We start from the raw sequence: 14,987 nt of genomic DNA on the forward strand, positions 1-14,987 counted from the left end.
CGTTACTCCTGCTCAGGGTACCAACGATCTAATAAGTCTTTAGAACGTTGCAGTTCATTAGTCCAAGTATCAGCGCCTACTACAGTAGGTTTTAGCATAATGATAAGCTCAGTCTTAACTGTCGATTTGCTGCGATTAGTAAAGGCCTCACCTAAGAAAGGAATATCACCCAGTAACGGGACTTTCGAGATAGCTTCAATGTTCTCACTCTTCATCAAACCACCAATCACAACGACGTCGCCTGAAGACGCTTTAATGACAGTATCTGATTCGCGGATCTCACTCTGCGCTAATGGTAATTCAAGGCTAGAACCACTCACTTTAATTTCTTTAACTTGCTCTGAAACATCAATAACTGACGGATGCACGTGCAATAACACATTACCTTCTGCATCAATTTGAGGCGTCACATCCAATGCAATACCAGAGAAAAATGGCGTTAGTTCCACTTGTGGGGTTGTTACTGGCGTTGTACCTGCAACAGTTGTCGAAGACACATCAGTAACAAAGTACTCATCATTACCCACTTTAATCACTGCTTTTTGGTTATTTGATGCTGTAACACGCGGGCTAGAAAGCACGTCTACGTCACCTTGAGTATCCAATAAGCTAATCATGGTACTAAAGTCGGTACCTGTTAAGCTGATTGAAGTCACCCCACCAATCACATTTGTAATTGGATCACTTAGTCCTGAACCTGGAGATGTTCCAAAGTTAATGTCTGTGCTACCTGCATGACCTAACACATTATCCCACTGAATACCTTGCTGATAACCGTCAGAAAGTGTCACTTCAAGAATCTTAGCTTCTAAAATAACTTGGCGTTGTAAATGAGTTTCCGCTTTAGTCAAAAAGGTACTGACTTGGCGTAACTCATCAGGATAAGCACGCACTGTTACCAAACCAGCTTGTGGTGTAATAACCACCTGACGACCTCCGCCAGTATTACCAATAATGGACACTAAGGTTTTTTCTAACTCACCCCAAAAATTGGTTTTGGTTGTTGAGCGGATAAATGTGCCATTAGTATTATCGGTGTTATCGCTATTATTGCTGTTACTGGAATTATTATTGCTATTAGAGCTGCTATTACTCGAAGAGTTGTTATTTGAATTCGAATTGGAGTTATCATTACCATCAGAAATACGACCGGAACTGACAGAAGTAAGCGACAAGCCTTCGCGCTCCATATAGAGATAATTCAGCGGATAAGTTTCGGTGCGCATGCCCGATGGGAAAATACGTAAAATACGCCCTTCTCGGCTCACTTCGTAACCATAGATATCTTCTACAACTTTAATCACTTCCGAAAGCGTTACCCCATTCAAAGAGATTGAGATTGTGCCCGTTACATCCGGATGTACTGCCACACTTAACGGTGTACCTTGGACTAAACTTGGGAAAAACACTTTTGCTTCGACATCATTTGCTGACACATCAAAGCGGCGCTCTTTTGGTAGAACAGGACTTGCACTGCCTAATAAACTTGACCCGTTTAACTCACGCAGCACTTCTTCAGGCATTTGCGCTGGCGGCGGTACCACAGTTTGAGCAGTTTGTGCTTCAGCTAAAGACTGAGTCAATTCAGCTTTTGATGTCGTAGGATCTGGTCTATCTGTGGTTTGACAACCAAGCAAACAAAGAGATAGCAGAGGGGTCATATATTTTATTAAATTCATTATTATTCTTGTCCTATCGCTCTGTTATCGATTGAAATAACTTAAGTTTTCGTCCATCTGACAAATTAACGTAGCTTTTTCCGATATATTCAATTCTTATCCCATCAATACGATCGCCAACGAATAAGATTTTGTTATTAATGACAGCATGTGGCTTAGCGCTGTTTACAATACTATTAAGTACTAATGAATCAGCTCGTTCAGCGTTCCCTGACACGGTGACATAGCCTTGACCTGGTAAAGTTGGGTCTCTTAATGCTTTGCTATGGCTTAAGAAGCTCGCCCCTAGCAAGCTCAATGATATGAGTATAAAAATCGGTTTATTCTGCAACACTGATAAACTCCTTATTAATACTCAAGGTATAAAGCTCTAATTCAACCGTCGCATTAGGGTGTTTATCAACATGATAATTAAGCCGTTTCCAGTATAATTTATCTGGCATCGCTTCTATTGACTCAACAAATTTAAGAATGGAAAAGTAGCTACCTTCAAGGGTCAATTTAATCCCGTGGCTGTATAGGTTCATTTTATGTTCTTCACCCACCTGTAAGAGTGGCGTCGGGGCGATAGAGCCAAAAGAAAGCAACTTAACCCCTTGCACATTACCAAGTAAATTAGTCAACACTGTCGGCATATAACTGGCGGGCACCATAGACACCATCTGCGCATCTAAGTCAGCATCAATTAATTGTGTTTGTTGCTCGATATGGGTCAAACGATTTCGGTAGTCCGTATTAGGATCCATTGCTAAGCGCTGCTGATAAAGATCAATTTGTTGGCTTGATACATTATTTTCAGTTTCAATTTGAACCAACTGTCTTGACAGTTTCTGCCTCTCTTTGAAAACACTTTCAACAGGCAGATAAACCACCATGCCAATAACCACTAGTGCTGCCACACAAATTAAAACTCGCTCTCGCTGGCTAAGAACATTAAATTTGGATTCTAACTGGTGCCAAAACTGTTTCATTGCTTAGCCTCCACTTCTGGAGCACTCGATAGTTTAAAAGCCAGTGGTTGCGATTCACCACGGTCCATCGTCATTGTTGCAAAGGCATAACCTTTTAATGTGTCAGTGTGCTTTAATGCTTCGACCCATTTAGGAATACTCTGCGGTTTCGCGCCAAAACCTTCAAACTCAAAACGTTGTTCGTTAACAGCAATTCGGCTAAGCCAAACAGAGCCATCTGATACGCTGGCTAAATCAGTTAATAAATTTGAATAACCGCGACTAATCACATTATCCCGTTGGTTTAATTCCGTTGATAACAGCTTCTTTAACTCTAAACGTTGCTGCTCTAGTTCTACCCTTGTAACCAGTTCAGGATCAGGTGCGCGATTAGCGATTTGTTGTTCAAGTTGTTGTTTTTGAATATCCAACTGTGATTTTTCAGCCGACACTTTCGCCATATCCGCTTCAAGACTAGAAACCAGCCAATAGCCAATCGACCAACTCAAAATACTGATTAATACTAATCCTCCAACCATCAACATCAATGTTTGAAATGACAGACGCAGCTTTGCAGGTAATAAGTCAGCGCTAAAGAGGTTAACTGTGGTTTTTATCATGCTTCACCCCCAGTTAATTGTTTGAAAGCCATAAATGCTAGGTGTTCAGTCACTGAATCATGCTCTGTGGTAATGACTTTTTGATTAAAATTTTGCGAAACTAACGGGACTAATGTTTGTGATTCACCATCTAAAAATAAGTCAATCGAGCCAACGGGTGCTTGTCGCAATTGGCTTTCGAAATAATCCATTGATCTTTGTATTTCTAAGCTCAAGTTATCCGCTATTCCATATTGAATATCAGCAGCTGTCGCTTTGTCGATTTGAGCAAACCCCCTCACTCGACGTTGCATCAGCAATTCACCTTGTTTCACTACCGTCAGAAGTAAGTCATGTTCTGGCACATGGCTAACAACCATGTGCGTTGCAGCATCATCGAATAACAGCGGCATAGCTAACTCTTCAACACTGATCCCTTCAATGGTAAAGCCTTGTTGTTCACAGGCTTGAGCCAAGGCAGAGAGCTGCATTTTATTGGCAACCACTACATTGATTTTGCCAGTATTGGTCAGCGACGATTCAAAGTAATCCAATTGAATATTAGTAACAGGTTCAGTGGCTAAATCTTTCACTGACCACAACAAGGCTTGGTTAAGCTCGTTTGCTTCGACATTAGGTTTATCAGCAACAATGAGTTGATAAAAAGATTCACTCAATACAATTTGTAGTTTTGCATTGCCGAAAATACCTTTTATCTCAGCAAATGCTTCTAGCCAATCCTCACCGTTAAAAGCAATTTTTTTAGTTACCCCAGAAAGCTCAGACTTTGTGTGGCTTTGGAGTGCAGAATCAGAAACTTGTTTACTGCTGTCTTGTATTTCACCTTGATATACATAAATTGAATCTGCACTGATATATAACCCAAGTTCAGTAGATGCTTGAGTTTGGCGCCAGAATGCTAACTTACTTAAAAAACCATTATTCATTCAAAAACCTGTGCCTTGATATTCAGCGAAGAAACAATACATATGAGACGATATAAATGACAAAATCAGGTGACAACCGCTTAACAATACAACCTATGACAAAACAGCCAACCCCAACAAACATGTAACATAAGGGACAGTTAACATCAAAAAGCATGTCAAAAAAACATCATATGACATATTAACCGCTAATCACTTAATTTTATAGAAAAATAACATCAAAAAAAGTGTATACACTTAAGATAGAATGTTATTTCTTTATTCTCAAGATTCACACCCATAACAAATTTGCAATTTACTAACGTAGTTGGTTATTAAATTGTATAAAGTTGGCGTGTTATAAAAAGAATACAAAACCCGTACCAAGTTAATAGCGTCGTTGTATTTAGAGATAGAATGGTATGGAGTCGCTACTGATTGAAAAAATCACCTTGAGCTGCGCTCACCCCTAAAATTTTCAGGGTTTGCCACTCTTCAAAACTCGTCACGCCTTCAGCAAAGACCTGAACTTCAGCTCGATATAGCCCGCCAATCAAACTTCGAATAAACAGCTGATTCTCAGATTTAAGATGGATTTGATGGATGATTGAACGATGTAATTTCACCAAATCAAAATGACACTCTTGTATGTAATGAGTGCCAACAACTTGCAACCCAACATGATCGACACATAACCTAGCTCCTATTTTGCGAAGCAGATTCAAATTTTCGACCAATGCTTGTTGGTGCTTAACAACAATATCTTCTGAGACTTCAAAAATAAGCCGAGATGCCAGCGGACGGTGTTCCATTAAAGTGGTTCTTAACCAACGCATAAAGGCGCGACTAGTCAGTGAGTCATAACTTAAATTGATACTAAAGCTTTCTTGATTATTCGCCATCAGCTCAAATAACACTGTCTCAATCAGTTGCCTTTCAACTTGAGGCATCAAGCCACACTTGTTTGCCATGGGAATAAACAAAGTCGCTCTGATTTCATTGCCTTGATTATCAATGGCTCGGCTAAAAGCTTCTTTGTGGCAAGCATGCCCATCACTGTCGATAACATTTTCTGTGATCGCCACAAAACGACGATTAACGAGAGTATTTTCTAAGAAGCTTCTCCAACGAACGGAGCCCTTGGCAATCTCTTTATCGACCGCGCCTTTATCGTACATAAACCAATTATTGGTGCGCTGCAGTTGAGCCGCTTTCAGTGCCATTTCAACTTCTTCGAGCACTTGCTCCTGCATATCTCCCGCTTTGTAAAAAGCTGCGCCAAGGTGCACATAGTTATCTTGAGTATCTGATTGATTCTTTAATTGGCTAATCCCTAGTTTAAGCAATTTGTTGGCTAAACTATCTGCTTCAGCCAGTGATGATTGCGGCACAACAATCGCGAATTGATTAAAATCGTAACGAGCAAAAACTGCATCCTCATAGGGTTGCAGTAACTTAGTGATGGCTTGCACTAGATCATTTAATTGCTCATTGATAACTTCATCACCCTCTTGCTGTTGTAGTAGATCTAAATCATCAAAATTAATCAGCATAACTGCGCCATGGGCAATCATGCTGTGATGATGAGTTAACGCTTCAAGACGGTTTTCAAAGAAAATGCGATTACCAATACGAGTGCTGGGATCTAAAAAGGTTTTTGAACGAATAAACTGATCGAAACGACCACGTTCCTTTTGCGCATCTTGTAATTGCTCTAACAGTCTTGTCATCGCACGATTAATCAATCGCGGCCTGCCGGAACCGGGAGAGTTCAATGCTTCTGTATGTTCGCCTTCAAGTACCAGTTTACTGCGCAGGGCAATTTGTTCGATACCATCAAGCTCATGGGTAAACCACCTCAAGCCATAGCGAACAAATAACACTATAGCGATGAGCGATACCAACAAGATCAAATATTCATACCAGCCCAATTGATGCAATAAATACGGTTGCGGCAATTTAAGCTCAATTGCAATATCTGTTTTAGTATCTATGGTGTGTTTATATAGGGTGGGATTGTTTTGTGGTGTAGGTGAATAATATTCAAATACTATTTCGTCACCTTGAGTAAGTTTGAATGAATTAGCATTGTAAGCAATCAAAATGGGTGGCAACCATGCGTGCAAATCCCAATGGCTATCTGATTGATAATGTTCCACCAACATGGACTCTAACTGAGTGACTTTTTGCTGCTGAAATTTGTATGTCAGTTGCACAAAACTCACTAAAGCGCCGATAAAAAAGATAGCGCCAACCGCTGTCAGCGACAATAACCAAAAACTGGTCAATTTTTTTGTCAAAATTTTGGTTAATTTCATTATCAGCGTCCTGCTAAAACACAATGCGGTTTATCATTTTTTAAACGATTGGCTAGCGATAACATCCACTTAACTGAACTCGATTATTCAGTAGCAACCAACAAAACGCAAACTCTATCTGCGTTGTTGTTATTTTAGATACAAAAAAAGGGCTAATGCCCTTTTCTTTCAACAATATCCAGCTGTTTAGCTTCAATAATCGTTTATAGCTTATATTCTGTCGGCACAGCCTTAAGTACAGCAACACCAGAATCAATGGCCGCTTGAGATACCGCACTAGCGATATTTTTCAATAAACGAGGGTCCATTGGTTTAGGCAGTACATATTCAGGGCCAAAACTCATTGATTTAACGTCTGGGTACGCTGCTAATACTTCAGCTGGAACTGGCTCTTTTGCAATCGCAGCTAATGCATTAACCGCTGCAATTTTCATTTCATCGTTGATTTCAGAAGCACGTACATCTAATGCACCTCTAAAGATAAACGGGAAACAAAGTACGTTGTTGACTTGGTTAGGGTAGTCACTTCGACCTGTGCCCATGATCAAATCACTACGGGTTGCATGAGCAAGCTCAGGCTTAATTTCTGGATCTGGGTTTGAACAAGCAAAAATAACTGGGTTTGGCGCCATTAATGCAATATCTTCAGCTGTTAATAAGTCAGCACCCGATAAACCTAAGAATGCATCTGCATCTTTAATCACATCTTGTAATGTGCGCTTATCAGTATTGTTAGCAAACAAAGCTTTATATTCATTGATGTCCTCACGACGGGTATGAATAACGCCTTGCCTATCTAGCATGTATACGTTTTCACGCTGTGCGCCGCACTTAACCATCATAGTCATACAAGCAATAGCCGCTGCACCTGCGCCAAGACAAACAAAGACAGCATCTTCAATTTTCTTACCTTGGATTTCTAAAGCGTTGATCATGCCTGCCGTTGTTACAATCGCTGTACCATGCTGATCATCATGAAATACCGGCACATTACAACGAGCGATCAGTTCACGCTCAATTTCAAAACACTCTGGCGCTTTGATGTCTTCAAGGTTAATACCGCCAAACGTATCAGCGATTGACTCAACAGTATTAATAAAATCAGCGGTGGTTCTGTGCTTTACTTCAATATCTGTTGAATCGATATTAGCAAAACGCTTAAACAATAACGCTTTACCTTCCATCACAGGTTTTGATGCTAACGGACCTAAGTTACCCAAACCTAAAATAGCAGTACCATTTGATATTACCGCAACCGTATTACCTTTATTAGTATAACGGTAAGCATCATCTGGATTGGCCGCGATCTCTCTTACAGGCTCAGCAACACCAGGACTATAGGCCAGCGACAAGTCATGACTCGTTTGAGCAGGTTTAGTAAGGCTAACTGCAGTTTTACCTGCAATTGGAAATTCATGATAATCGAGAGCTTGCTGGCGGAAATCAGACATTTTATGTTCCTGAATGAGGCAATTTATACGGCGAAATAAAGTTAAATTCAGTCAAAACACACAATAATTCAAATTGCTGAATAAATATCAGAGTGAGCTGTTATGCGCTTTGGCAGGCAGTATAAATGAAAATTTAACAAAAGTTATCTTTAATCATCATAATTTGATCAAGTTACAATTTATCGCGCTTAAATAAATCATCACATTAAGAATCAAAGACTTAAAACTGTAGAAAAATAACAAGATTTGACATAAAAAAGCGGAAATTGCTTCATAAAGTTACAAATAGTTTGCCTAAATAACAATATTATTAACCTAAGCAGTAATACATAATTTATAACTAAAAAATAAATATTTTTTGAGGAAAATTAGACCTAAAACAAAAAAAGACGCCGAAGGCGTCTTTTTCTTAAAATAATTGCAGTCGCAATTACTTCTTACCAAGTGCACCAAAGCGCTTGTTGAATTTGTCGATACGACCACCAGTGTCAACAACTTTCTGAGTACCAGTGTAGAATGGGTGACATGCACCACATACGTCTAAATGTAAGTTTTTACCTACAGTAGAGTTTACTTTAATTACGTTACCACAAGTACAAGTTGCAGTTACTTCAGCGTAGTCTGGGTGGATACCTGATTTCATTTGGATTACCTTCAATAGCAGGCCATGTCGCTCTCCCAACCCGAAGTTGAGCACCACATGCGTTCATAACAATAGCGTTAAGGCGCGCAATAGTACAGTATCTGTCCAACTCAAACAAGCAAAAGTTAATTGCCTGTATGTTGTTGCTCTAAACCTTCAAATTTCGCCTTATCATCAATCTTGTTTACATATTGATTTAATTGACTTTGCGAAGGGCACATTAAGGTTACATCTTGTCTAATCAAATGGATTTTTTGCTTTGAAAAAGCTTTAGGATTAGCATCATAAATCGCCAACATAGCGCCATAGACATTGGTTTGCCATTGTTTATGATAACGTGAAGCAATGCGCCATAAAGTATCAGAGCGATCACGTTCAATGGTGCAACCCTCATTTACTATTGGAGTTGAGAGTGTTTGAGTAGAGAGTGTTGAAGAAGCGGAACTCGCTGATACTGAACTTGAATTCGGAGTTTTCTCTACTGCTGTGGTTTGCTGTGCTTTACCGCCTGTATTTGGTATTGGTGCCACTTTCTTAAGTTGATGTCGCGAATCTATTTTAACTTCAGTTTTGTCTGTTACCTTAATAAAGGGCGCATCGAATACTGACAATACTGCATACTGGCGCCAGCTATTTCCTTTATATTCATTCACAATTAATTTCGCGTTAGGATCCCTAACATCGTCTACACCAATAGCAAATAACATATAACCACTGATAGACTGCACCATTAACTCTTCCACCACCTCTTCAGAACCATTTTTCTGACGAAGATGAAGACTAATACGAGATAAATCATTTTTACCAGCCACAATGTTCAGTTTAATCTTGGGGTGCTGCCCAACATCAAACTGACGACTGTTAATACTGATATGACTCAGTGCAGCTTGTGCCACAAATGAAAATAAAAAAAGTGATAGTGCCAATACAGCTCTGTTGATTATTCCTTTTGACATCAATTTTCTCTTATCCTATTTCTTTATGTTCTGGCTCTAGTAAACTAGGCCTTCTCAATTCTTAATGATGATGAATTATGCCTGTGTTTGTTGAGGTTGCTCTGCCCGTTCCTATGCGGCAAACCTTTAGTTACCAAGTTCCTGAATCCAACGTATCACAAATACAGCTTGGGTTGCGGGTAAAAGTTCCTTTTGGTAGACAACAACTTGTAGGCTTAATCACAGCGATAAAAAATGAATGTGACGTTCCAGCTAATAAAATAAAACCATTTTCAGAACTGCTGGACACCAAGCCGCTATTACCTGACTCACTTTACAAACTCACCTTGTGGGCTGCGCGCTATTACTTTGCCAGTCAAGGGCAAATGCTCAGTCAAGCACTGCCGGTAGCTCTGCGTAAAGGTCTCAGTGCACAACCACAAACCGTGACATTTTTTGCCTTAAATGATGCCGGTAAACAAGTGGATATCAGTGTCCTTAAGCGCGCTCCTGCGCAAAAAAAATTATTCGAGCTATTACAACGGTCTTCAATCAGCCAAGATGACTTTACTACCCAAGAGCTTAGCAAGGTTGCCCTTAAAGCCCTTGAAGACAAAGGCTGGATCGATCGCCAGCTCGTTGTAAATGACACAGACTTAAGTTGGCGTGAACAACTTAATATGACTGAAACGCCATTAAAGCTCAATAAGCAACAAGCAGTTGCTGTTTCGGTGTTAAATCAACAACAAGGCTTTCATTGCAGTTTACTTGAAGGTATCACTGGCTCAGGTAAAACAGAAGTCTATTTATCAATTTTAGAAACCATTCTAAAGCAAGGTAAACAGGCACTAATTTTAGTGCCTGAAATCGGCTTAACGCCGCAAACCATTAACCGCTTCAAACGCCGCTTCGATGTCAATATTGCTGTCATTCACTCAGCACTTACCGACAACCAAAGGTTAGAGGCATGGCGGCAGGCAAGGTGCGGTGAAGCAGCGATCATCATTGGTACACGCTCGGCATTATTTACCCCCATGGCTTATCCTGGGCTCATCATTCTTGATGAAGAACATGACAGCAGCTTTAAACAACAAGAAGGGGTGCGTTATCACGCCCGTGATCTTGCAGTGATGCGCGGACACTTAGAGAAGGTGCAAGTCATTTTAGGTTCGGCAACCCCATCGCTAGAAACCTTGCAAAATGCCATTTCAGGTCGTTACACTCACCTTGAACTTGCTGAACGAGCTGGCGCGGCTCAAAAAGTAAAACAAGGCATTATCGATATCCGCTCCCAGCCGTTAAAGTCCGGTATGTCTGCCTCGATGATTAATGAGATGCGCATGCACCTTGATGCGGGTAATCAGGTACTGTTATTTCTGAATCGCCGTGGTTTTTCGCCCGCGCTGTTATGCCATGAATGCGGCCATTTACATGAGTGCGATCGCTGCGATGCATTCTTTACAGTGCATCAAGGTTTGAATGAAATCTGTTGCCACCACTGTGGTAATCAGTATGCGATTCCGCATCAGTGTCATGAATGTGGCAGCACCATGTTAATGGGGCACGGAACTGGCACAGAGCAGCTTGCCCAAGCGCTTGAACAAGAGTTTCCACAATATCCTGTGGTGCGAATCGATCGCGACACCACACGTAAAAAAGGTTCACTGGAAAAACAGCTCAATAGTATTTTAAAAGGCGAATTTAAAATTTTGGTGGGCACCCAAATGCTAGCTAAAGGGCATCATTTTCCTGACGTCACCTTAGTAGGTTTAATGGATGTTGATGGCGCATTGTTTAGTGCCGATTTTAGAGCCCCAGAGCGCTTTGCTCAGCTTTATACCCAAGTATCTGGCCGTGCTGGTCGTGCTGACAAGCCCGGAAAAGTGCTACTGCAGACTCACCAAAGTGAAAACCCAATACTGCATGACTTATTAAAAAATGGTTATGGAAAATTTGCGCGCGCCCAACTTGAAGAGCGCCAACAAGCTTTACTGCCACCCGCATGGCATATGGTGTTATTACGAGCTGACGCCCACTTAGCAGAAGATGCGGATAACTTCTTACAGCAAGTGGCTAACTTATTACCCCAAGATAAAGATTTTGAAGTGATTGGCCCCATGCCTGCACCACTTGACCGTAAAGCAGGTAAATACCGCCGCCAGTTATTATTCCAAGCTAAAAACCGTCAACGTCTGCAACATGAATTTGAACAAATTTTACCGCAAATAGAAGCGCTCAATGAAAGCAAACGTTGTCGTTGGAGCATCGATAGAGACCCCCAAGATCTGATGTAATGCTATTGCAGCATATGAGGTTTATGCTGCGATTTATTTCAAATCAAAAAAATCTTGATTAATTGAGCTGTCGAGATAGCATTTGCATAGCAATAGCGGCTAAAATAGACGGTTACCCCATTCTTTTACTTTAAGTCAGTGCTAATTAACGCCCATGAAATCACATATTGCATCTTTACTAGAACAAACCGTCGACTCTTTTAAGCAACAAGGCATTGTCCCAGCTGATTTTCAGGCGCGAATTCAGGTGGAGCGAACTAAAGATAAAAGCCATGGTGATCTTGCGACTAACTTAGCCATGATGCTGACTAAAGTGGCTAAAAAGAATCCTCGTGATATTGCCCAGTTGATCATCGATAATCTACCAGCTTCTAGCCATGTTGCTAAAGTTGAGATTGCAGGCCCTGGTTTCATCAACTTTTTTATTGATGAAAACGCCCTAGCAAACCAATTACAAGATGCATTAAACGACGACCACTTAGGTGTCACGTTACCGGCTAAGCAAACCATCGTTGTTGATTACTCTTCTCCAAATCTTGCAAAAGAAATGCATGTGGGTCACTTACGTTCAACCATTATTGGTGACAGTGTGGTCCGCGCACTTGAATTTTTAGGTCATGACGTTATCCGTCAAAACCATGTTGGCGATTGGGGCACCCAGTTCGGTATGTTACTGGCTTATATGGAAGAGCTACGTGCAGCAAATGGCGAAAAAGCAGACCTTGAATTATCAGATTTAGAAACCTTCTACCGCGCCGCTAAAGTTCGCTTTGATGAATCAGAAGAGTTCGCTACTCGTGCACGTAACTTAGTGGTATCACTGCAATCTGGTGACGAGTACTGCAATAAGTTATGGCAAGAATTTAACGATATTTCGCTGCATCACTGTCATGACGTTTATGAGCGTTTAGGTGTGAGTTTAACTCGCGCTGACGTCCACGGCGAAAGCGCTTATAACGCTGACTTAGCACAGGTCGTTAAAGATTTAGATGCTAAAGGGTTATTAAGCGAAAGTAATGGCGCTAAAGTGGTTTTCCAAGAGGAGTTCCGCACTAAAGAAGGCGAGCCATTACCAGTTATTATTCAAAAAGCAGATGGTGGCTACTTATATGCCACTTCTGATTTAGCGGCCATGCGTTACCGCTCAAACGTACTTAAAGCTGACCGCGCTTTATACTTCGTGGATTTACGCCAAGCACTGCACTTCCAGCAAGTATTTAGTCTTGCTAAAGCAGCAGGCTTTGTTCGTGAAGAGTTATCGCTAGAGCACACAGGTTTTGGCACCATGAACGGCCCTGATGGTCGTCCATTTAAAACCCGTAGCGGCGGCGTCGTTAAGCTGGTTGATTTACTTGATGAAGCAAATACCCGTGCAATTGAATTAGTGCGCAGCAAAAACCCAGACATGGATGAAGCCACCTTAATTGAAATTGCCCGTGTTGTTGGTATTAGCTCAGTTAAATATGCTGACTTATCAAAAAACCGCAGCAGTGATTACATCTTTAGCTTTGAGCAAATGCTGAGCTTTGAAGGTAATACCGCGCCTTATTTATTATACGCCTACACCCGTATAGCCGGTATTTTCAAACGTGCTGAAGATGTCGATTTAAGCCAAGCTAAAATCGTCCTTGAGCACGATAAAGAAAAAGACCTCGGCACTAAGCTTGCTCAATTTGGTGAAGTCTTAACCCGTATGACTGAAAAAGGCTTACCACATGTCATGTGTGCTTATGTTTATGAGCTAGCGAGTGAATTCTCAAGCTTTTACGAAGCATGTCCTGTACTTGCCGCTGAAACAGAAGAGCAAAAGCAGAGCCGCTTGTTGTTATCGCATCTAACCGCTAAGACACTGAAAACAGGTTTATCTCTGTTAGGTATCGAAACATTAGAGCGCATGTAACATGAGTCGAGATTACGCTAACAAAAAGCCTAGTCCAAAGAAGCGTCAGCCAGCGAGAGGCAAAAAGGCGCAACCTAAGCCTGCGAGCCGCTATTTGTCGACGTTTGTGATAATTCTACTGGTTGCAGGTTTTGGCTATTTCTTATGGTTTATCAGTGGCAGCTCAGAAGATGCGGTTGAGCAATCAACGCCCGCAGTAAAAACTGAAACTAAGCCAAAAGCGCAACCTGTTAAGAAAGATCCTAATGCTCTTCCGCCAAAACCGACGGAAGAGTGGACTTACTTAGAGGAATTAGAAAACAAAAGCATTGATGTTGATGTGCCAGAAGACGCATTAAAGTCTCAAGGGCCTTATCAAATGCAATGTGCTTCGTTCAGAAGACAAGATCAGGCTGAAGAAATGAAAGCCCTGATTGCTTTTCAGGGACTTGAAGCCCAAGTTAGAGCAACCAAAGGTAGTACAGGCACTTGGCATAAAGTGATATTAGGCCCATTTGAGTCTAAACGCGCCGCCGAACGTACCCGCCACAAACTGCAACGCGCAGGAGTGAATGGTTGCCAAATTTGGCTGTGGCAATATTAATTATTATTTAAAATATACCTAATTAAGCAATCTTTGCTTTAAAAAGGCGCTTACTCTCAGTAAGCGCCTTTTTTGTCCCTTGAATTCCTAACAAGCATCCCCATATCTGTTTTATCAACAAGCAGCAGCCTCATTTTTACTGCTGCCGTCGTTAAGAGGATTTACCGTGACTACTATCGTATCCGTTCGCCGCAATAATCAAGTTGTCATCGCAGGTGATGGCCAAGTTTCCCTCGGCAATACCGTCATGAAAGGCAATGCGCGTAAAGTGCGTCGCCTATACCAAAACAAAGTGATCGCCGGTTTCGCTGGCGGCACTGCAGATGCATTTACTCTTTTTGAGCGCTTCGAAACTAAGCTCGAAATGCATCAAGGCCACTTATTAAAATCTGCTGTAGAGCTTGCTAAAGATTGGCGCACCGACAAAATGCTCCGTAACCTAGAAGCCATGCTCATTGTTGCTGATACCAAAGAATCATTAATCATCACAGGTAACGGTGATGTGGTTCAACCAGAGCATGACCTAATTGCCATTGGATCAGGCGGCAATTTTGCCCATGCTTCGGCATTAGCACTACTGCAAAATACTGATTTAAGCGCTCGTGACATAGCTGAAAAATCGCTAACTATCGCCGGTGATATTTGCGTATACACCAACCAACATAAAACGGTTGAGCAAATCGACTACTAAATTAGAACGTAAGGAATT

At 41.3% G+C, this 14,987-nt stretch carries 13 protein-coding genes; 4 read left to right on the forward strand and 9 right to left on the reverse strand.

The features are described from left to right. Positions 1–2 precede the first annotated feature (2 nt). The 9 genes from mshL to QPX86_RS18395 form a co-directional block, all read right to left on the reverse strand. Positions 3–1,679, reverse strand: coding sequence for a pilus (MSHA type) biogenesis protein MshL (gene mshL, locus QPX86_RS18355; protein WP_220754064.1), 1,677 nt, complete (start codon positions 1,677–1,679; stop codon positions 3–5). 13 nt (positions 1,680–1,692) lie between these two features. Beyond that, positions 1,693–2,013 (reverse strand): MSHA biogenesis protein MshK, encoded by a 321-nt coding sequence (locus tag QPX86_RS18360; RefSeq protein WP_374758499.1) that lies wholly within the window; start codon positions 2,011–2,013, stop codon positions 1,693–1,695. Further along, positions 2,000–2,650: an MSHA biogenesis protein MshJ gene (locus QPX86_RS18365; RefSeq protein WP_220754063.1), complete on the reverse strand. Its 651-nt coding sequence runs from the start codon at positions 2,648–2,650 to the stop codon at positions 2,000–2,002. The genes QPX86_RS18360 and QPX86_RS18365 overlap by 14 nt, the downstream gene beginning before the upstream one ends. Next, positions 2,647–3,249: a fimbrial assembly protein gene (locus QPX86_RS18370; protein ID WP_220754062.1), complete on the reverse strand. Its 603-nt coding sequence runs from the start codon at positions 3,247–3,249 to the stop codon at positions 2,647–2,649. The genes QPX86_RS18365 and QPX86_RS18370 overlap by 4 nt, the downstream gene beginning before the upstream one ends. After that, entirely contained in the window at positions 3,246–4,175 is a 930-nt protein-coding gene (locus tag QPX86_RS18375) for a biogenesis protein MshI (protein WP_285163462.1), read from the reverse strand. The genes QPX86_RS18370 and QPX86_RS18375 overlap by 4 nt, the downstream gene beginning before the upstream one ends. A gap of 410 nt (positions 4,176–4,585) precedes the next feature. Then, positions 4,586–6,472 carry an RNase E specificity factor CsrD gene (gene csrD, locus QPX86_RS18380; RefSeq protein WP_220754060.1) on the reverse strand — a complete coding sequence of 629 codons (1,887 nt, stop codon included), beginning with the start codon at positions 6,470–6,472 and terminating at the stop codon, positions 4,586–4,588. Positions 6,473–6,675: 203 nt separating this feature from the next. Beyond that, positions 6,676–7,923, reverse strand: coding sequence for a malic enzyme-like NAD(P)-binding protein (locus tag QPX86_RS18385; RefSeq protein ID WP_220754059.1), 1,248 nt, complete (start codon positions 7,921–7,923; stop codon positions 6,676–6,678). Positions 7,924–8,353: 430 nt separating this feature from the next. Continuing rightward, positions 8,354–8,566, reverse strand: coding sequence for a 50S ribosomal protein L31 (gene rpmE, locus QPX86_RS18390; protein ID WP_102527427.1), 213 nt, complete (start codon positions 8,564–8,566; stop codon positions 8,354–8,356). Positions 8,567–8,691: 125 nt separating this feature from the next. Then, complete coding sequence (locus QPX86_RS18395) at positions 8,692–9,522, reverse strand: FimV/HubP family polar landmark protein (RefSeq protein WP_285163464.1); 831 nt, start codon at positions 9,520–9,522, stop codon at positions 8,692–8,694. 77 nt (positions 9,523–9,599) lie between these two features. Between QPX86_RS18395 and priA the strand changes: the two genes are divergently transcribed. The 4 genes from priA (at position 9,600) to hslV (ending at position 14,969) form a co-directional block, all read left to right on the forward strand. Further along, positions 9,600–11,795, forward strand: coding sequence for a primosomal protein N' (priA, locus tag QPX86_RS18400; protein ID WP_285163465.1), 2,196 nt, complete (start codon positions 9,600–9,602; stop codon positions 11,793–11,795). Between the two features lie 154 nt (positions 11,796–11,949). Then, positions 11,950–13,695 (forward strand): arginine--tRNA ligase, encoded by a 1,746-nt coding sequence (gene argS, locus QPX86_RS18405; RefSeq protein ID WP_285163467.1) that lies wholly within the window; start codon positions 11,950–11,952, stop codon positions 13,693–13,695. Position 13,696: 1 nt separating this feature from the next. Beyond that, a complete protein-coding gene (locus QPX86_RS18410) occupies positions 13,697–14,278 on the forward strand; it encodes an SPOR domain-containing protein (RefSeq protein ID WP_220755039.1) in 582 nt (193 codons plus the stop codon). A 166-nt stretch (positions 14,279–14,444) separates the two neighbouring features. Continuing rightward, positions 14,445–14,969, forward strand: a complete 525-nt coding sequence (gene hslV / locus QPX86_RS18415) for an ATP-dependent protease subunit HslV (RefSeq protein ID WP_220755040.1) — start codon at positions 14,445–14,447, stop codon at positions 14,967–14,969. Positions 14,970–14,987: the final 18 nt, after the last annotated feature.

It is taken from the genome of Shewanella goraebulensis (assembly GCF_030252245.1).
Lineage (GTDB): Bacteria > Pseudomonadota > Gammaproteobacteria > Enterobacterales > Shewanellaceae > Shewanella > Shewanella goraebulensis.